We start from the raw sequence: 19,610 nt of genomic DNA on the forward strand, positions 1-19,610 counted from the left end.
TATCAATTAAGTGCTACGCGACCATCAAAAACGCGTGTAGCCGGGCCGACCATGATCAGCGACGCTTCCGGGTCGGGCCACTCGATCGTCAGCTCGCCGCCGGGCAGGTGAACGCTCACCGGGCTTTTCAGGATGCCCTGGCGGATTCCGCTAGCAACAGCGGCGCACGCACCGGTACCACAAGCAAGCGTTTCGCCACTGCCCCGCTCAAATACCCGCAGACGAATCTGGTTAGCCGAAAGAACCTGCATAAAGCCCACGTTAACACGCTTGGGGAAGCGAGGGTGCGCTTCCATCAACGGCCCAAAACGCTCAACCTGGGCGCGCTCAACGCTTTCCACCTGCAATACCGCGTGGGGATTACCCATGGATACCACACCAATGTGAAGCGTTTCACCGTCGACCTCAAGTTCGTGTAATGGTTGGTCGCCTGGGGCTTCAAAGGGCAGTGCTGCCGGGCTAAAGCGCGGCCGCCCCATATCGACACGCACAAGGCCATCGTGCTGTACGTGCAAAACCAGCGGGCCACCGGCTGTTTCTACGTGAATCTCATGTTTGTGGGTCAAGCGCTGGTCGCGCACAAAGCGCGCAAAGCAGCGAGCGCCGTTGCCACAGTTCTCCACTTCACTTCCGTCGGCATTGAAAATACGGTAGCGGAAGTCCATCTCGGGGTTGCGGGGCGGCTCAACCACCAGCAACTGATCAAAACCAATCCCAAAGCGACGATCAGCCAGCTGTTGGATATGCTCCTCACGCAGCCGGGCACGCTGGGTTACCAGGTCAACGACCATAAAGTCGTTGCCCAGGCCGTGCATTTTGGTGAAATGCAGAAGCATTAGCGCGCTCCTTCAGGCAGCAGCGCTTCGCCCGCCCAAAGGCTTTCGACCGTTTCACGGCGCCGTACCACGTGGCACGTATCGCCATCGACCATTAGCTCGGCCGGACGCGGACGGCTGTTGTAGTTGGACGCCATAACAAAGCCGTAAGCACCTGCTGAACGCACCGCCAGAAGATCGCCTTCGGCAATCGCAAGCTCACGCTCTTTACCCAGAAAGTCGCCGGTTTCGCACACCGGGCCGACCACGTCATACACCGCACTTGGGCGAGTTTCACGAGTGTCCACCGGCACGATAGCCTGCCACGCCTGATACAGCGCCGGGCGAATCAGGTCGTTCATGGCCGCATCAACAATGGCGAAGTTCTTGGTTTCGCCGGGCTTCAGGAATTCAACCCGCGTCAGCATGACGCCTGCATTGGCGGCAATAGAGCGGCCTGGTTCAAACAGCAGCGTCAGATTTTCGCCGCCTTCCCAGCGCGACAGGCGAGCCAACAGCTGGCTTGCGTAATCAAACGGCTGCGGGGGCGTTTCATCCCGGTAAGGCACGCCCAAACCGCCGCCTAGATCCAAATGATCAATCTCGATACCCCGTTCGCGCAGGCGCTCCATCAGCATCAATAGTCGATCCAGCGCGTCCAAAAACGGAGCGGTTTCGGTCAACTGCGAACCAATATGGCAATCCAGCCCCTTCACCTCAAGATTCGGCAGGCTGGCCGCCAGCTCGTAAACCTCAAGCGCGTCATCGACCGCGATGCCAAACTTGTTGTCCTTGAGCCCGGTGGAAATATACGGATGAGTGCCCGCGTCCACGTCCGGATTAACGCGCAGCGAAACCGGGGCAACGTTACCCAGTTCCCCCGCTACAGCGTTTAAGCGCTCCAGCTCAGGGCGAGATTCAACGTTGAAGCACTTGATGCCGACTTCAAGCGCACGGGCCATTTCGTGGGGCTGCTTGGCAACACCTGAGAACACCACTTTTTCAGGGTCTCCTCCGGCTGCCAGCACGCGCTCAAGCTCACCAATGGAGACAATATCAAACCCGGCGCCTAGCCTTGCAAGCAGGCCCAGCACCGCCAGGTTAGAGTTGGCTTTAACGGCGTAGCAGATCAAATGCGGGTGACCGCCAAGCGCTTCGGTGTAAGCGCGAAAGTGGCGCTCAAATGTTGCCTTGGAATAAACGTAACAGGGCGTGCCGTGCTCTGCGGCAATCTGCGAAAGCGGCACATCTTCGGCGTAAAGCACGCCGTCGCGGTAGTTAAAATGATCCATAATGTCGTCTCTCCTGCAGCCGCTTACCCAGCCTGTTCGGCCACACCGTTATCGGGTGAGTTATCGTCGGGCAGGTAGAGCGGTCCCTTCTGACCGCAACCCGCGACGAATAAAGCGATGATCGCGATAAGCGCTAATGTTTTCATGCCTGACCCTGCAGTAACGAGAGCGCCTCGCGGGCACGCTGTGCTGCGGCACGCACCTGATTGGGCGCCGTCCCGCCAATGTGATTACGCGCGGCCACCGAGCCTTCCAGCGTCAGTACGTCAAAAACATCCTGCTCGATGATAGAGGAGAACTGTTGAAGCTCTTCCAGACTCATTTCCGAGAGATCTTTTTGGGTTTTCAGGCCGTAAGCAACCGACTGGCCGACGATTTCATGGGCATCGCGGAAGGCAACGCCTTTACGGACCAGATAGTCGGCAAGGTCGGTGGCGGTAGAGAACCCACGCCGCGCCGCTTCATACATGCTGTCTTTTTTCGGCTCAATGGCAGGCACCATATCCGCGAACGCTTTCAAGCAGTCGCGCACCGTATCCACCGCGTCAAACAGCGGCTCTTTATCTTCCTGATTATCCTTGTTGTAGGCCAGCGGCTGCGACTTCATCAGCGTCAGCAGGCCCATCAAATGACCATATACGCGGCCTGTTTTACCGCGTACCAGCTCCGGTACGTCAGGGTTTTTCTTCTGCGGCATAATGGAAGAGCCGGTGCAGAAGCGGTCAGGCAGGTCGATAAAGTCAAACTGGGCGCTGGTCCACAGCACCAGTTCTTCGCTCATGCGCGACAGGTGCATCATCAAGATGCTGGCAAAGCTGGTGAATTCAATCGCGAAGTCGCGATCCGATACGGCATCCAGCGAGTTCTCTGCCGGACGCTCAAAGCCCAGCAGCTCAGCGGTGACGTGGCGGTCAATCGGGTACGTAGTACCCGCCAGCGCAGCGGCGCCCAGCGGCAGTACGTTAACGCGTTTACGGCAATCCAGCAGGCGCTCATGGTCACGGGCGAGCATTTCCTGCCAGGCCAGCAGATGATGACCAAAGGTGACCGGCTGGGCGGTTTGCAGGTGGGTAAAGCCGGGCATGATGGTATCGGCTTCGCGGTCGGCAAGCTCGATCATGCCTTCGCGCAGGCGCTTTAATTCCACCTCAATGACGTCAATCTCGTCGCGCATAAACAGGCGGATGTCGGTCGCTACCTGATCATTACGCGAACGACCGGTGTGAAGCTTCTTGCCAGTGATACCGATCTTGTCGGTCAGGCGTGCTTCGATATTCATGTGGACGTCTTCAAGCGGCACCGACCAGTTAAATTCGCCGCGCTCGATTTCACCTTGAATTTCGGTCAAACCGTTAATAATCGCGTCGCGTTCTTCGTCGGTCAGCACGCCTACGCGGCTAAGCATGGTGGCGTGGGCAATAGAGCCCTGAATATCCTGGCGCGCAAGGCGCTGGTCAAAGGTGACAGACGCGGTAAAACGCGCCACAAAGGCATCGGTAGGCTCGCTGAAGCGACCGCCCCAGGACTGATTCGTAGCTTGGCTCATCGGAGGTATATCCTGCTGACAAAACAAAAGAGTCGATGGCGGAAAGTGTAACAGAGTCATTGCGCTTATGGCTTGAGTTCGGGCCGCCTACATTTGCAGAGTAATGGCGTTTGGCCCGCCGAGCACTTATCTTTAAGGCAATTCTTTAAGACTGCTCTTGGAGACAGCTTTTGAAGACAGTGGCTTAAAACAGCTTCTTAAAAACAGCCAGTTATTTTTACTGTGCGCCCGGGTGCTTTATGATGAGACACATCATAGCTTGACGCGCCGCGTCAGCGGCAAAGGGAGAATAACGTGTCATCCATCACCAAACTGCGTATTGCTACGCGGAAAAGTCAGTTGGCCATGTGGCAAGCCGAGCACGTCCGTGACCGCTTGATGGCTGCCCATGAGGGCCTTGAGGTTGAGCTGGTCGCGCTCTCTACTAAAGGCGACAAAATTCTCGACACCCCTCTGTCTAAAATTGGCGGCAAGGGGCTATTTGTTAAAGAGCTGGAAGACGCCATGCTGGATGGCCGCGCGGATATTGCCGTCCACTCGATGAAGGATGTCCCCATGCTTTTCCCCGAAGGCTTAGGGCTTTCGGTTATTTTAGAGGGCTCAGACCCTACCGATGCGTTTGTATCCAACCATTATAAAAGCATCGATGAATTGCCTGAAGGGGCCAAAATAGGCACCGCCAGCCTGCGTCGCGGGCTCCAACTTCGTGAAGCTCGCCCTGACCTGCAAATTCTCAGCCTGCGCGGCAACGTGCAAACCCGGCTGGCCAAACTAGACGATGGTGAATTCGATGCCATTATCCTGGCGACCTCTGGCTTAAAACGCTTGGGCCTTGAAGAGCGTATTGCCCAGGCACTGCCGCCAGAAGTGTGCCTGCCCGCCTGCGGCCAAGGCGCGCTGGGCATTGAGTGCCGCCTGCATGACCCGGAACTGATCGGCCTGCTGGCTCCGCTGGATGACCCGGACACCGCCACCCGCGTACGTGCAGAACGCGCCATGAATACGCGCCTGGAAGGCGGCTGCCAAGTACCGATTGCCGGTTTCGCGGTGCTCGACAAGGCCAATGAGACGCTGTGGCTGCGCGGGCTGGTGGGCAATCCTGAGGGCACCGAAGTATTGCGTGCTGAAGGCCGCGGCTCAATGTACGAGCCTGAAGCACTGGGCATTCGCATTGCCGAAGAGCTGCTTGACCAGGGTGCAGGCGATATTTTGGCCGAGGTCTACGGCAACCACGTATGACACAGCCAGTGCTGATCTGCCGACCTGGCAAGCGCGGTGAAGTGCTTGCCAATACGCTGCGCGCAACGGGCGCCTGGGTAGAGCCAATGGCGGTGATGAGCCTTCAAGCGCTACCAGAGGACCCGCTGATGCGCCGCGTCTGGCTGGATATTGACCAGTACGACAAGGTAATAGTGGTTAGCCCCTTCGCGGCCCTGTGTTTAGGTAACGCGCTGGATCGCTACTGGCCACAGCTACCCACTGGCATTGCTTATTATGGCGTGGGGAGCGCTACGGCAGAGGCACTGTTTGACCAGTTGGGCGTACGGGTACGCATCCCATCAGCAGCGGCTGACAGACCCGGTGCTGACCAACAAAAGGCTGGAAATGAGCGCGGCGATAACACCAGCGAGGCACTTTTAGCGCTCGCCTCACTGAAGAATGTCGCACATCAGCGGATATTACTGGTGGCGGGAGAAGGTGGCCGAACGCTACTGGCCGAGACGCTGACAGAACGCGGTGCTCAGATGACCCGGGTCGCTGTGTATCGGCGCATTTTTCATCCGCCTTCGGCCTCACTCCAGGCCCGCCTTGCTACGGGAGATTTTCGAGCACTCATCGTCACCAGCAGCGAACTGCTCGAACATCTGGCAAAATGGTGTGATCAAACAGCGTTGAACCAACCGCTAATCGTTTCCAGTCAGCGTTTAGCTACACTGGCCGGTACACTGGGTTTTTGTGACCTCAAGGTGGCGTCGGGAGCAACGCCAGCTGCCCTTGCAGCTGCGTTGGGCAGGTCCTGTAATCCTATGGGTGCCGATGTCGATCAAGGAACTTAATTAAGGGCTAGCGACAGATGAGCAAACAACCAAACGACCAGGAAGACGTACAAAAAGCGTCCGCCGACGCGCCTCAAAAAAGCGCCACGCCGGGCGAAACTGCCGCGTCTACCTCAACTCCCTCGCCATCAAGCGCGGTTGAAAGCAGCCCACCCGCAAGCTCGGCTGCCGAACCATCAAGCAACGCGCCTAAAAATGCTAGCTCTCGTCGGCGTGGCAAAAACAGCGGCAAACCTGACGCGGCCTCTGCCACCGCCCCCCCTCCCAGTACGACGCCTAACAGCGAAAAACCGACAGCCAGCGTTACAGAACCTGCCACGGCTAAAAAAGAGCCCGATGGCAATACGGCAACGCCCAATCGCCCCTCCGGTAACGGTGGAAAAGGCACAACGCCGCCTCCCCCAAGTGGAGGTGAGCAGTATAAAGGCCGCAAAGGCGGCCTGTTAGCCTTGGTGTTGGTACTGGTGCTGGGCGTGGCGCTTATTGTGGTGGCCTGGCAAGGCTGGCAACGCCTTAATAGCCAGCAACAGCGCATCAATGCGTTAAGCCAACAGACTGACAGCAGCGCGACGCAGCAATCCGTGAGCGAGCTTGAATCACGCATTGAAAGCAGCGAACGCGAACGTACCCAGGCCCTTGATGGCACGCTGGAAGAGTTACGCAGCGAGCTTGATAGCTACCGCAGCGACGTCAACAGCACGCTGGATGACGTGCTGAACCAGCTTTCCCAGACGCAAGACACCGACGACCGCGATTGGCTACATGCAGAAGCGGCCTATCTGCTGCGCCTGGCAAATCAGCGCCTCCAGCTTGAAGGCGATGTTGACGGTGCTGCTGCGCTGCTGCGTACCGCCGACGCCCGCCTGGCGGATGCTGACAACCCAGCGCTAACCGCCGTGCGTCGTGATATTGCTAACGAGCTTGCCGAACTGGATGGCGTGCCGCGTGTGGATCGTACGGGACTCTATCTAGCGCTTAATGCGCTGCAAGAACGCGTTTCCAGCCTGCGTCTTTCGCAGGAAGTGGAAGAAAGCGCCGTCACCTCCGGCATTGAGCAGCCGCCTACCGGCAACTTCCAGCGTCAACTGGCACGTTTTGGTGAAGAGCTTAAAGACCTGGTCGTGATTCGTCATCACGACGAACCGATGGAAATGCTGGTCACTCCCGAGCAAGAGTCGTACCTGCGCCAAAGCCTGCGCTTGATTCTTGAGCAGGCCCAGCTTGCCCTGTTGAAAGAGGAGCAGCCGCTGTATGAAGCCAGTATCGATAAAGCGCTGGAATTACTTAACGGCTACTACGACCTGGACAGCGAGGCCACGCAAAGCGTGATCTCAAGCCTTCAGGAGCTTAAGCAAGCGGATATTGAGCCCGAACTGCCGGATATCAGCGCCTCCCAGCAGGCCATGACCCACTTTATTGAAAACCGCTTCAGGACGCGCCAGCAAAATGGCGAAGAGGGAGGTGATGCATGAGAAAACTTATTCTCCTGCTGGTCGCGGGCCTAGCCGTCGGTGCCCTGTTTGGGCACCTGATGATGTCAGTACCTGGTTATTGGTTAATTCGGGTAGGTGAAACCTCGGTCCAGACCTCGTTCTGGTTTGGCCTGATTCTGCTGCTGGCCGCATTTATTGTGGTGCATTTTGCACTGCGGCTGCTGACCGGCATCCTTCGTCCTGTGGGCCGTTTCCGTACCTGGAACAGCCGTGCGCGTAATCGCCGTGCCATGAAGCGTACCGTGCGTGGTTTGGTCGCCTTGACGGAAGGCCGCTGGAAAAAAGCCGAAAAAACCCTGGTCCACGCCGCCAATGACTCCAGCACGCCGCTAGTTAACTACCTGTCGGCCGCCCTGGCAGCACATTACCAGGGTAACCACACTAAATCTCAAGAGCACCTGAACCAGGCCCAGCTCACCACCGAAGGCGCCGACACGGCCATTGGCTTGATGCAGGCGCAGCTGATGATTGATCGACAGCAGCCTGAAGAGGCGCTGGCAATTCTGAATCGCCTGGACAGAAAACTAAGCGACCACCCGCAGGTACTGAAACTGCTCAAGCAGGTACACCTGAGCGTCAACGACTGGGAGGGCTTGCGCTGGCTGCTGCCACGCCTGGCTGCCCAAAAGCTGATTGCCCAGCAGGAGCGCGAGCAGCTTGAATTCAAGGCGTACCGTGAGCTGATTCTGTTTGAAGCTAAAAATCCCGGTAATATCGAGCGTGTTCGCGGCCTCTGGGCAGACATGCCCGAGTACCTGCGCGGCAACACCGAACTGGTCGTGCTGTATACCGATGCGCTGGTCCAGTCGAACGAAGAGAGCATCGCCGAGCGTCTGCTAAACCACTCGCTGGATCATCACTGGGATGCCCGGTTGGTGAAGCGTTATGGCCTGCTTAACGTGCATGCGGCGCGCCAACTGACAAAAGCTGAAAAGTGGCTGCAAGAGCGCCCCAATGACCCCGAGCTACTGCTAACCTGTGGCCGCCTCTCCCTGCGTACCGGTAAGTGGGAAAAAGCTCTGGAGTACTTTGAGGCCAGCCAGCGCCAGCGTCCCAATGGAGAGGTGTGCGCCGAGCTTGCGCGTCTCTACGCAAGCCTTGGCGAACACAATAAAAGCCAGCTTTACTACCGTCACAGCGTAGAAATGCTAGCGCAGTCACTGCCTTCGCTCCCCCAGCCCAGCGATGCCAGCGACAGCCAAAAATCGGATACGCAAGCGACCAAAAAACGCGCTTAAGGTACACTACGAAAAAAGGGGCGTCCTACGAGGCGCCCCTTTTTTATGCCGTTGATCCGTCCTGAATAGCGTTTCCCGTCACGCCTGCGGTGGAGGCGTTGCCGCCTTTAGAGACTGCTCTTCAGCTTGCGTGGGTACGGGCAGCTCTGACGTACAGTGTCCGCAGCGGGTCGCTTTGATAGGCACCGTCATAAAGCAGTAGGGGCAGGGTTTTTCGACCGGACTTTTGGGCGCCTCTACCTCTTCACGCTTTAAGCGGTTGATGGTTCTCACCAGCATGAAGACCACAAAGGCAACAATCGTAAAACTGACGACCGCATTGATAAACAGGCCAAGGTTGAGGGTCACCGCACCATCTGCCTGAGCCGCCGCAAGTGTGGGGTACGATGCTGACGTTGCTCCCTCTCGGAGCACGACAAACAAGTTAGAGAAATCGATACCGCCGACCAACAGGCCGATCACCGGATTCATGACATCTTTTACCAGGCTTTGCACAATCAGTGTAAACGCGCCGCCGATAATGATGCCCACCGCCATGTCTACCACATTGCCTTTAACGGCAAACTCGCGGAACTCCTTGAAAAACCTGGCCATTGATGCCTCCTTACGCATTCAGATTATGAGCTTATAGCGTTTTTGTGTGCAAAGCCTTTGGGTTCAATGACTTATTAAAACGACGCTGAGTGTTGAAAAAACGTTTCGCTAATCACTGACACCCGCTTAGTATCGGTATTTACCGCCTTTAAAACGACCTCAAGCATTCTATTTGCGACACCCGTTGAGTTGCCTTTCAGATTGCTTTGTCAGTATAAGCGTCATTCGTGCCAATATGCAGGCAAGCAGCACGTATCTAGCGCAGGGGCTCACAACAAGACACCAGCGACATAGAACGATAATAAAAAGAACATCAATGATGTTAGGTGATAGAGGTAAAGACCATGACCACCGATCAATCCCAAAAAACCATGCCAGTAGGTCACTCGCACATACCGCAAACGCTCGGTTTTCTGCTGCTGGACAACTTCACCCTCATTTCGCTGGCGTCAGCGATTGAACCACTGCGTATGGCAAACCAGTTGGCGGGGCGAGAGCTTTACCGCTGGTATACCTTGACTCAGGACGGTGCACCGGTGCGCGCCAGCGACGGCCTTAATGTGACGCCGGACGCCTCTATCCATGCGCCGCTCTCACTTGATTGGGTAGTCGTATGTGGCGGGGTCGCTCCTCAGCACAGCGTTAGCCGCGAGCATATTCAATGGCTACAGGCTCAGTCGCGCCAGCTGCGACGCTTGGGTGCTATCTGTACCGGTAGCTGGGCGCTGGGTCAGGCGGGTTTACTGGATCATTATGAAATCAGCATTCATTGGGAGTGCCTGGCCTCTCTTCAGGAAGCCTTTCCGAAAATCGTCCTGACGACGCGGCTGTTTTCCATTGACCGTGACCGTTTCACTGCCTCGGGCGGCACGGCGCCGCTGGATATGATGCTCAACCTGATCACTCACGATCACGGCAAGGAGCTTTCCGCCGGTATTTCCGAAATGTTCGTCTATGAGCGTATGCGCAACGAGCAGGATCAGCAGCGCGTGCCGTTAAAACACGTGCTGGGTACGACGCAGCCCAAGTTGCTGGAAATCGTCGCGTTGATGGAATCCAACCTTGAAGAGCCGCTTGAGCTTGATGAGCTGGCAAGCTATGTCGATGTTTCCCGCCGCCAGCTGGAGCGACTGTTCCAGCGTTACTTACACTGTTCGCCTTCCAGGTATTACCTAAAGCTGCGCCTAGTCAGGGCGCGCCAACTGCTCAAGCAAACGCCTCTCTCGATCATTGAGATTGCCTCGGTATGTGGCTTTGTTTCTACCCCGCATTTTTCCAAGTGCTATCGAGAATGTTTTGGTATTCCGCCACGCGATGAGCGCTTGGGCATCCATACACGCCAAAAAGCGCCGGAAAAGATTCCTCCGCTGCTGAAGCGCTGGGGAGCAGAACCTGTCAGCAACGAGCCGGCATCAAGCGCGCTGCTGGCTCTGGCCTATGCCCAGGGCGAACCCACCTTTGCCAGCGTTCCTCTTGGCTAAACGGGTGTACCACCGCTGAACTAGAGCTGCCGCAAGGCGGCTCTTTTTTTGTACCGTGTTTTCTGTTTATTCACCAGGCTTCCTGCGCCTGCATTTCTCATGATGACGCTTTTGGAATTTCCATCGTCGTTTCCAAGAGCAGATAGGCACCACCTCAGCGCTATGCTCCCTACATAAACAATTCAGGAGCCACGTTATGAACCCTGCCGAATTACACCAGGACGCCATCATCATTGACGGCCTAATCATTGCCAAATGGAATCGCGAACTGCTGGAAGACATGCGCCGTGGCGGCCTGACGGCAGCCAACTGCACTGTCTCGGTTTGGGAGGGGTTCAAGGCAACGGTGGACAATATTGTCGCCTCCAACAAACTGATGGAAGAGTGCAGCGACCTGGTTCGCCCGGTGCGTACCACCGCCGACATCATGCGCGCCAAGGAAGAGGGCAAGACCGGAATCATCTTTGGTTTCCAGAATGCGCACGCCTTTGAAGATCAGATCGGCTATGTCGAGATCTTCAAACAGCTCGGCGTAGGCATTGTGCAGATGTGCTACAACACCCAAAACCTGGTCGGTACTGGCTGCTACGAGCGTGACGGCGGGCTGTCCGGCTTTGGCCGCGAGATCGTTGCCGAAATGAACCGTGTGGGTATGCTGTGCGATCTTTCCCACGTAGGCGCCAAGACCTCTGAAGAAGTCATTCTTGAGTCCAAAAAGCCGGTGTGCTACTCCCACTGCCTGCCCTCCGGACTCAAGGAACACCCGCGCAACAAGTCGGATGCAGAGCTCAAGTTCATCGCCGACCACGGCGGCTTTGTCGGCGTCACAATGTTCACCCCGTTCCTCAAGAAGGGCGTTGATTCGACCATCGACGATTACTGCGAAGCGATTGAGTACATCATGAACATCGTGGGTGAAGACGCCATCGGTATCGGCACCGATTTCACCCAAGGCCATGACCAGAACTTCTTTGAGTGGCTGACCCACGACAAGGGCTATGCCCGCCGCCTGACCAGCTTCGGCAAGATCATTAATCCCGAAGGTATCCGTACTATCGGCGAATTCCCCAACTTGACAGAGGCGCTTCTCAAGCGCGGCCTGAGCGAATCTCAGGTCAGAAAAATCATGGGCGAGAACTGGGTTAGAACCTTGAAGGATGTGTGGGGCGAATAAGTACATGCACAGCCTGTACTGCCGTTCGACGAGATCCTGGAAGCCACTGAATAACTCAATGTCTTTTGAATAAATATAAGTGTAAGGAATACAACCGTGACCAAAACCGCCCCCGAGCTCCCGATTGACGTCGACAGCGAAACCGGTATCTGGACAACCGACGCGCTGCCGATGCTGTATGTCCCGCGCCACTTCTTCGTCAACAACCACGTCGCCATTGAAGAGGCCCTGGGTGCTGAAAAATACGCCGACATCCTCTACCAAGCGGGCTATAAAAGCGCTTGGCACTGGTGTGAAAAAGAGGCCGAACTCCACGGTATGGAAGGCGTGGACGTGTTCGAGCACTACATGAAGCGTCTTTCGCAGCGCGGCTGGGGCATCTTCGTGACTGAAGAGATTGACCTGAATGCAGGCACGGCCCGCGTGCGCCTTGAACACAGCGCCTTCGTGTATCAGATGGGCAAAGTGGACCGTAAAATCGAGTACATGTTCACCGGCTGGTTTGCCGGTGCCATGGACCAGATTCTGAGTGCGCGTGGAAGCTCGCTGCGCACGGTTGCCGAACAGACCCAAAGCGGCGCCGAAAAGGGCTGTGAGTACGGCCTGTTTGTTGTCACGCCCAAGAACTGAGGATCGCTGCCATGGCATTTGAGGCACTGTTCAAGCCGATCCAGATCGGCAACCAAACCATTCGTAACCGTGTGGTCAGTACGGCCCACGCCGAGGTGCACGCCACCGACGGCGGCATGACCACGGACCGCTACGTCAAATACTACGAAGAGAAGGCCAAGGGCGGCTGCGGCCTGTGCATCTGCGGCGGCTCGTCGATTGTTTCCATCGACAGCCCCCAGGGCTGGTGGAGTTCGGTCAATCTCTCGACCGACCGCATCATCCCGTACTTTCAGAACCTGGCCGATGCCGTGCACAAGCATGGCGGCAAGATCATGATCCAGATCACCCACATGGGCCGTCGCTCACGCTGGGATGGCTTCGACTGGTCGACGCTGGTATCGCCGTCGGGCATTCGCGAGCCAGTGCATCGCTCGACCTGCAAGACGATCGAAGTAGAAGAGATCTGGCGCATTATCGGTGACTTCGCCCAGGCCGCGCGCCGGGCGAAGGAAGGCGGTCTCGACGGCGTTGAGCTCTCTGCCGTACACCAGCACCTGATTGATCAGTTCTGGAGCCCGCGCGTCAACAAGCGCACCGATGAGTGGGGCGGCAGCTTCGAAAATCGCATGCGTTTTGGCATGGAAGTGATCAAGGCGGTGCGCGCCGAGGTGGGCAATGACTTCGTGGTGGGCCTGCGCATTACCGGGGACGAGTTCCACCCCGATGGCCTCGACCACGAGGAGATGAAGCGCATCGCGGCCTATCATGACGCCACCGGCATGATCGACTACTTCGGCGTGATAGGCTCTGGCTGTGATACCCACAACACCCTGGCCAACGTCATTCCCAACATGTCGTTTCCGCCCGAGCCCTTCCTGCACCTGGCCTCGGGCATCAAGGAAGTGGTCAACGTGCCGGTCATCCATGCCCAGAACATCAAGGACCCCAATCAGGCCCAACGTATTCTTGAAGGTGGCTACGTGGACCTGGTGGGTATGACCCGTGCTCATATTGCCGACCCGCACATCATCGCCAAAATCAAGATGGGCCAGATCGACCAGATTAAGCAGTGCGTGGGTGCCAACTACTGCATCGACCGGCAGTACCAAGGACTCGACGTGCTGTGTATTCAGAACGCCGCGACCGCACGTGAATACATGGGGCTGCCGCATATTGTCGAGAAAAGCGAAGGCCCCAAACGCAAGATAGTCATCGTGGGCGGTGGCCCAGGGGGCATGGAAGCGGCACACGTATGCGCCAAGCGCGGTCATGATGTCACCCTGTTTGAAGCCCAGGATCAGCTCGGTGGTCAGATCACTCTGGCCTCGAAAGCCCCCCAGCGCGATCAGATTGCTGGCATCACTCGCTGGTACCAGCTGGAGCTGGCACGCCTTGAGATCGACCTGCGCCTGAATACCCGTGCCGACGAAGCGACCATTGCTGATCTGCGCCCGGACATAGTAATTCTGGCTACCGGTGGGCAGCCGTTCCTCTCCCAGGTACCGGAGTGGGGTTACGACAGCGACCTGGGCAAGAGCCTGGTGGTCAGCACTTGGGACATTCTTAGCGGCAGCGTAGCGCCGGGCAAGAATGTACTGGTCTACGACACTATCTGCGAGTTCTCCGGCGTTTCAGCGGCCGACTACCTGGCAGACAAGGGATCAAAGGTCGAGATCGTTACCGACGATATCAAGCCGGGTGCCGCGGTGGGTGGCACCACCTTCCCGACCTACTACCGCAGCCTGTACGAGAAAGAGGTGATCATGACCTCGGATCTCGCCCTGCATAAGGTATATCGCGAAGGCGACTCACTGGTGGCGGTGCTTGAAAACGAGTACTCCGGCGCGCTAGAAGAGCGGGTGGTGGATCAGGTGGTGGTGGAAAACGGCGTGCGCCCGGATGAAGCCCTCTACTACAGCCTCAAGGAGCAGTCGCGTAACAAGGGCCAGACCGATATCGAAGCGCTCTACGCGATCAAGCCTCAGCCCTGTCTGTCTGAAAGCGGCGATGGCTTCGTGCTGTTCCGTCTGGGTGACTGCACCGCGCCACGCAACACGCATGCCGCCATTTATGACGCGCTGCGGTTATGCAAGGACTTCTGACCCACTAACGCTGTAAGCTGAATGTCATGGGCCATCAGGCTCATGACATTTCGTACTTACGGTGTCTCTGAGAGGAGAGACGCCATGCTTGATACCCTCCTACCGATACTGCTGTTTTCTGCGCTGTTACTGGCTGCCATTGGTGCTGTGCGCCGTGTGCGTCTGTGGCGCCAGGGGCGGCCCTCTCCTGCACCGATTATCCGCGGCCTGATGCAGGTACCCAGGCGCTACCTGGTGGATCTACACCACGTTGTCGAGCGGGATAAACTCATCTCCCATACCCACGTGGCCACCGCGGGCGGCTTTGTGCTGGCCGCATTACTGGCAATTGTGGTACATGGCTTTGGGCTTGATAGCACTATCTTGGCCTGGGTATTGCTGGCCGCCACGGTGAGCATGTTCTTGGGTAGTTTAGTGGTTGCCAAGCGGCGCAGCCCGCCACCCTCACGGCTTTCCAAAGGGCCGTGGATGCGCCTGCCCAAGAGCCTAATGGCGTTCTCCATCGGCATGTTCGTGGTGACGCTGCCCACTGCCGGTATTCTGCCAGAAGGCTTTTTCCAAAGCGGAGCAGGCTGGCTGGCTGCACTGGTGCTGGCCGGTGTCATCACCTGGGGCCTTGGCGAGATGTTCTTCGGCATGACCTGGGGCGGGCCGATGAAACACGCTTTTGCCGGCGCCCTGCACCTGGCCTTCCATCGCCGCCCCGAGCGTTTTTCCAAGCGCGCTGGCGGAGAGCACCGCTCAACCGGGCTCAAATCGTTGGCGCTGGATGACGAAAGTGCCAAGCTCGGCGTTGAGGTACCGGCTGACTTCACCTGGAACCAGCTGTTAGGCTTTGATGCCTGCGTTCAGTGTGGGCGCTGTGAAGCCGTCTGCCCGGCCTTTGCCGCCGGCCAGCCGCTCAACCCCAAGAAGCTGATTCAGGACATGGTAGTCGGCATGGCAGGCGGCACCGACGCCCACTATGCAGGCTCGCCCTACCCCGGCAAGCCGGTCGGCGAGCATGGCGGCAGCCCCCACGACCCGATTGTTGCCCGCACGGGTAGCGCATTGGTGGATGCCGAAACGTTGTGGTCCTGCACGACCTGCCGCGCCTGCGTTGAAGAGTGCCCCATGATGATTGAGCACGTTGATGCCATCGTCGATATGCGCCGCTTTCTGACCCTGGAACACGGTAATACGCCCAATAAGGGCGCCGAAGTGCTAGACAACCTGATTGCGACCGACAACCCCGGCGGCTTCGAACCTGACTCACGCCTGCACTGGGCGGCAGACCTCAATCTGCCGCTGATGGCCGACAAGCGCGAAGCCGAGGTGCTTCTGTGGCTGGGCGACGGCGTGTTTGACATGCGCAACCAGCGCACGCTGCGCGCGTTTATCAGTGTGCTGCGTGCTGCCGAGATCGATTTCGCCGTACTGGGTAATGAAGAGCGTGATAGCGGCGATGTCGCCCGCCGTCTGGGCGATGAGGCTACTTTCCAGAGTTTGGCGCGGCGCAACATTAAGACGTTGAGCCAGTACCGCTTCGCACGCATCGTTACCTGTGACCCGCACAGTTTCCACGTGCTGAAAAACGAGTACGCCGATCTCAGCACCGCCGACATGCCTTCCCGGTATGAGGTTTTCCATCACAGCACCTATATCAACCAGCTCGTCACCGACGGCAAGCTCACGTTCAAAGCCTGGAAAGGCGGCAACGTGACTTATCACGACCCCTGCTACCTGGGCCGTTATAACGGTGAATACGAAGCCCCACGCGCGGTGCTCAAGGCGCTAGGGATTGAGGTTAAGGAGATGGCTCGCTCTGGCTATCGCTCGCGCTGCTGCGGTGGCGGTGGCGGCGCACCGATCACCGATATTCCTGGCAAGCAGCGGATTCCCGATATGCGTATGGAAGATGTTCGCGAAGCCGGTGCTGACCTGGTCGCGGTAGGCTGCCCACAGTGCACTGCGATGCTTGAAGGCGTGGTAGAACCCCGCGCTGACATCAAGGATATCGCCGAACTGGTCGCCGACGCGTTGATCATCACAACGCCTGACGAAAAGGCGACCCAAAGTAAGCCCGCGCCAGCATCACCGCGCGCCACCCTGGAGGTAATGCCATGAGCGAGCTTGTTCGTCGTGACCCTCGAAAAGAGTGGATCGCCCGCAACCGCCTGCACCCGCAACATCTTGAGATGCTCGCCGAACTGGGTGGCGGCGCAGTAGCCAGCGAATGGATGGGGCCTAACGGCGTGATGCGCCGCAACCCCCATGCGGTCGGCTTCATCGGTCCCAACGGCATTCGGCGCATTGATCGTAGCGGCGTCCAGCAGGCGGCACAGGCGCCAGGGCGCAGCGTTGAGGCCAAGGATACGAGGACGCCGGTCACTATCGACACTCCCGCCTTTATGGTGGCGGTCGTACCGGATATGGCTGGTGGGCGCCTTTCCTCCCACGACCGTGATCTGTTAGGGCTTGCCCGCCAGCTAGCCGATGCCGACCCGGCCCAGCCTGGTGCCGTACTGGCCGTGGTGTTTGGCGAGCATAAAGAAACCACCTTTGACGAGGCGGGTATTGACCGGCTACTACACTTGGAAGGCGAGCGTTTCTCGGGCTACCTGCCGGAGCTTAGCGTCGCCACCTTGCAGAGCGTAGATCGTGAAATGATGCCCCGCTACTGGCTGCTACCCGACTCAAGCGTTGGCGGTGAGCTCGGCAGGCGCCTCGCCACAAGGCTTGGCGAGCGCCCGGCCGCTCAGGTCTGGCAGGTCGAGGCAGACACTGAAAGCGCAACCGGCTGGCGCTGTACCGCACGTGGTGCGGCAGGTAGAAACGACATTACCCGCGTCCTGCCCCGTATCGTACTGGCCTTGGCCGAGTGCGCCGACCCGGTCAGCGAAACCCGCCACGCGGCTGAGCCGATCACACTTTCTAACGGGCTTCCCGAAATACTCGGCCGCATTGAGGACATGGGCGAAGTCGCGGTGGACCCGGCCAGCGTATCGCTCGCGGAAGCAGAATTTATCCTTTCTGCTGGCAATGGCGTGAAAAGCTGGGATAGCTATCATCACGCTGCCGAGGTGCTCGGCGCCACCAAAGGCGCCTCACGGGTGGTGGTGGATGACGGCTTTATGCCGCGCGACCGCCAAGTGGGCGCCACCGGCACCTGGGTCTCTGCCCGCGTTTATGTAGCGGTAGGAATTTCCGGCGCTATCCAGCATCTTCAGGGCATTCAGAGCTGCGAGAAGGTGGTGGCGATCAACCTCGATGAAGGCTGCGATATGGTCAAACGTGCCGACCTGGCAGTGATCGGCGATGCCAGCCAGATACTCGCTGCCCTTGTTACACAGGTTGAGCAGTACCGCGCTGAACAGCAGGAGAATCGCGATGCCGCATGATGTCAGTAACAAAAGTGCCAAGCAATCAACCGCCAACGCGCTGAACGTCGCTGTACTGGTTTCGGTAGGCCAACACCCACTGACCGCGCGCGCACGCCGCGCCGACCAGGATGCCCGAGCGGTAGAAATGGCCCTGACGCTGGAAAACGCCTCGGTCAGCCTGCTACATGCCGGCCAGCAAAATAGCGATCATGAAGAGGCCATCCGCGGCTATCTCGGCATGGGTATCAACTCTGTTGGCTTGATCGAGCAGCAACCCCACGCCGATGTAATCCCCGCGCTGGCCAACGCGTTACGCGCCAGCGCCCCGCAGCTGGTGCTGACCGGTACTCGCGCCGAAACCGGCGAGGCCTCGGGTGTAACGCCCTACCTACTGGCCGAGGCGCTTGGCTGGCCGATCATTACCGGTCTAGCGGCGGTAGAAAAGGTCGAGCAGGGAGTGATCACGGTGCTGCAAGCATTGCCGCGCGGCAAGCGGCGGCGCCTGCGCATTCGTCTACCGGCGCTTGCCACGGTGGACAGCAGCGCTCCCGCCGCCCGCCAAAGTGCCTTTGGCCCCGCCAGGCGCGGCGAGTTAGCCCATCAAAAAGCGGCCAGCGAGCTTGATGAAGCACTAAGCACTTGGCAGTTCCAGCCAGCGCGCAAGCGTCCCAAGCGGCTTAAGATCGTTAAGTCATCATCGGCGCGTGACCGTTTCAAAGCCGCCGCTGCCAAGTCCGGCGGTGGTGGTGGGCAGACGCTTAACGACGTCACCCCAGAACAGGGTGCCGAAGCGATCTTCAAACTGCTCAAGGAGGAAGGAGTACTGCGCTAGGCGCACTGCTTCACGATAACGATACTGTCAGCCCGCCTTCTCGGCGGGCTTTTTAGTCCAGGTTCATGAGCGGCAAACGTACTACTTTCCCATAAAGCCCGAGTATAGCCGCAGGCGCTGCCTTTCCAAATGCAGGCCAATCCCCGCATGTACCATCAGCACGCTGATCACCACCGCCCCGCCCGCAAGCGTTGAGGCCGTGGGCTGCTCGCCCAACAACCACCATACCCAGAGCGTACCCAGCGCGGTTTCAACCAGATAGAACAACGCCACTTCCGTCGACGGCAGATAGCGGGTCGCGCTGTTGATCAGCACGGTGGCCAGCGGCATCTGAATAAGCCCCATCACCGCGAGGACGCCATAGCGCGGGGCATCCAGCGCAAACGGCGAAGCCAAAGGCAGCGCGATTGCCGCAGAAAGCAAGCCCCCACCAGCAATCACCACGATGCGATCAATGCTCGGAAAGCGGCGCAGCACCGTCAAATTACCGCCAATCGCCGCTGCCGCCGCCAGCGCATAAAGATTGCCTACCAGCATGCCGTGAGCGCCCTCGCCCATAAAGACCAAACTCATGCCCAGCATGCAGACGGCGATCGCAACCAGCGTGCGCAAAGCGACACGCTCTTTGAGAAACACCCGTGAAAACAGGGCAGCGAACAGCGGCGCAGTGCTAAGGATCACCACCACGTTGGCTACGTTGGCGTTCATCACCGCGAGTACGAAAAGCGCCGAAATCAGCCCCAACAGTATTGCCGAAACCAGCGATGAAAAAGGGTTCACGCGTAGCGTGGCCAGTCGGTTGCCTCGACAACACGCAAGCCCCAGCACACAGAACATCAAAAAGCCGCGCCAGAAGACGATGGTCCAACCCTCGGTATCGGCAAGGCGGATCAGCAGGCCGTCGAAACTGAGAAACACCACCCCCAGTACCACCATCAACAGACCGCGCTGATAACCACTTAACTGCATGATATTGACTCCCGGTTGGCAGAAAAAGATAACCGCTCACCCA

General features: G+C 58.2%; 17 protein-coding genes. 11 read left to right on the forward strand and 6 right to left on the reverse strand.

Features of this window, described 5'->3' with window-relative positions; translation table 11 throughout:
* Positions 1 to 2 precede the first annotated feature (2 nt).
* From dapF to argH, 4 genes are read right to left on the reverse strand one after another with little or no spacing between them, the layout of a single operon-like run.
* A complete protein-coding gene (gene dapF / locus ACT3T6_RS05765) occupies positions 3 to 836 on the reverse strand; it encodes a diaminopimelate epimerase (RefSeq protein WP_193054045.1) in 834 nt (277 codons plus the stop codon).
* Positions 836 to 2,107, reverse strand: coding sequence for a diaminopimelate decarboxylase (lysA, locus tag ACT3T6_RS05770; protein WP_193054046.1), 1,272 nt, complete (start codon positions 2,105 to 2,107; stop codon positions 836 to 838). The genes dapF and lysA overlap by 1 nt, the downstream gene beginning before the upstream one ends.
* Before the next feature lie 23 nt (positions 2,108 to 2,130).
* Positions 2,131 to 2,253 carry an LPS translocon maturation chaperone LptM gene (gene lptM / locus ACT3T6_RS05775; protein ID WP_087110450.1) on the reverse strand — a complete coding sequence of 41 codons (123 nt, stop codon included), beginning with the start codon at positions 2,251 to 2,253 and terminating at the stop codon, positions 2,131 to 2,133.
* Complete coding sequence (gene argH / locus ACT3T6_RS05780; RefSeq protein ID WP_193054047.1) at positions 2,250 to 3,653, reverse strand: argininosuccinate lyase; 1,404 nt, start codon at positions 3,651 to 3,653, stop codon at positions 2,250 to 2,252. The genes lptM and argH overlap by 4 nt, the downstream gene beginning before the upstream one ends.
* Before the next feature lie 294 nt (positions 3,654 to 3,947).
* On the opposite strand from argH, the gene hemC reads away from it, so the two are divergent.
* From hemC to ACT3T6_RS05800, 4 genes are read left to right on the forward strand one after another with little or no spacing between them, the layout of a single operon-like run.
* Complete coding sequence (gene hemC / locus ACT3T6_RS05785; protein ID WP_087110446.1) at positions 3,948 to 4,892, forward strand: hydroxymethylbilane synthase; 945 nt, start codon at positions 3,948 to 3,950, stop codon at positions 4,890 to 4,892.
* Positions 4,889 to 5,710: a uroporphyrinogen-III synthase gene (locus ACT3T6_RS05790; protein ID WP_193054048.1), complete on the forward strand. Its 822-nt coding sequence runs from the start codon at positions 4,889 to 4,891 to the stop codon at positions 5,708 to 5,710. Before hemC ends, ACT3T6_RS05790 begins: the two co-directional genes overlap by 4 nt.
* Before the next feature lie 17 nt (positions 5,711 to 5,727).
* Positions 5,728 to 7,182, forward strand: a complete 1,455-nt coding sequence (locus ACT3T6_RS05795; protein WP_193054049.1) for a uroporphyrinogen-III C-methyltransferase — start codon at positions 5,728 to 5,730, stop codon at positions 7,180 to 7,182.
* Positions 7,179 to 8,441: a heme biosynthesis HemY N-terminal domain-containing protein gene (locus tag ACT3T6_RS05800; protein ID WP_193054050.1), complete on the forward strand. Its 1,263-nt coding sequence runs from the start codon at positions 7,179 to 7,181 to the stop codon at positions 8,439 to 8,441. The genes ACT3T6_RS05795 and ACT3T6_RS05800 overlap by 4 nt, the downstream gene beginning before the upstream one ends.
* Before the next feature lie 78 nt (positions 8,442 to 8,519).
* Here the strand turns inward: ACT3T6_RS05800 and mscL are convergent, their stop codons facing one another.
* Positions 8,520 to 9,035 carry a large-conductance mechanosensitive channel protein MscL gene (mscL, locus tag ACT3T6_RS05805; protein WP_193054051.1) on the reverse strand — a complete coding sequence of 172 codons (516 nt, stop codon included), beginning with the start codon at positions 9,033 to 9,035 and terminating at the stop codon, positions 8,520 to 8,522.
* Between the two features lie 344 nt (positions 9,036 to 9,379).
* Between mscL and ACT3T6_RS05810 the strand changes: the two genes are divergently transcribed.
* From ACT3T6_RS05810 to etfB, 7 genes are all read left to right on the forward strand, one after another.
* A complete protein-coding gene (locus ACT3T6_RS05810; protein WP_193054052.1) occupies positions 9,380 to 10,516 on the forward strand; it encodes a GlxA family transcriptional regulator in 1,137 nt (378 codons plus the stop codon).
* 196 nt (positions 10,517 to 10,712) lie between these two features.
* Positions 10,713 to 11,690 (forward strand): dipeptidase, encoded by a 978-nt coding sequence (locus tag ACT3T6_RS05815; protein ID WP_193054053.1) that lies wholly within the window; start codon positions 10,713 to 10,715, stop codon positions 11,688 to 11,690.
* A gap of 96 nt (positions 11,691 to 11,786) precedes the next feature.
* The gene (locus ACT3T6_RS05820; RefSeq protein ID WP_192526879.1) at positions 11,787 to 12,320 is read left to right on the forward strand and encodes a DUF5943 domain-containing protein; all 534 of its coding nucleotides are present in this window, start codon (positions 11,787 to 11,789) and stop codon (positions 12,318 to 12,320) included.
* Between the two features lie 11 nt (positions 12,321 to 12,331).
* On the forward strand, positions 12,332 to 14,404 hold the full coding sequence (gene dgcA, locus ACT3T6_RS05825; protein WP_193054054.1) for a dimethylglycine demethylation protein DgcA: 2,073 nt from the start codon (positions 12,332 to 12,334) through the stop codon (positions 14,402 to 14,404).
* An 84-nt stretch (positions 14,405 to 14,488) separates the two neighbouring features.
* Positions 14,489 to 16,510 (forward strand): (Fe-S)-binding protein, encoded by a 2,022-nt coding sequence (locus ACT3T6_RS05830; RefSeq protein WP_193054055.1) that lies wholly within the window; start codon positions 14,489 to 14,491, stop codon positions 16,508 to 16,510.
* Positions 16,507 to 17,784 (forward strand): electron transfer flavoprotein subunit alpha, encoded by a 1,278-nt coding sequence (gene etfA / locus ACT3T6_RS05835; RefSeq protein WP_193054056.1) that lies wholly within the window; start codon positions 16,507 to 16,509, stop codon positions 17,782 to 17,784. Before ACT3T6_RS05830 ends, etfA begins: the two co-directional genes overlap by 4 nt.
* Positions 17,774 to 18,598, forward strand: a complete 825-nt coding sequence (gene etfB / locus ACT3T6_RS05840) for an electron transfer flavoprotein subunit beta (protein ID WP_192526875.1) — start codon at positions 17,774 to 17,776, stop codon at positions 18,596 to 18,598. Before etfA ends, etfB begins: the two co-directional genes overlap by 11 nt.
* A gap of 81 nt (positions 18,599 to 18,679) precedes the next feature.
* Here etfB and ACT3T6_RS05845 read toward each other — a convergent pair whose 3' ends face one another.
* Positions 18,680 to 19,567, reverse strand: a complete 888-nt coding sequence (locus tag ACT3T6_RS05845) for a DMT family transporter (RefSeq protein WP_193054057.1) — start codon at positions 19,565 to 19,567, stop codon at positions 18,680 to 18,682.
* Between the last annotated feature and the right edge of the window lie 43 nt (positions 19,568 to 19,610).

This window comes from Halomonas sp. 72, assembly GCF_052379785.1.
GTDB classification, from domain to species: Bacteria; Pseudomonadota; Gammaproteobacteria; order Pseudomonadales; family Halomonadaceae; genus Vreelandella; species Vreelandella citrativorans.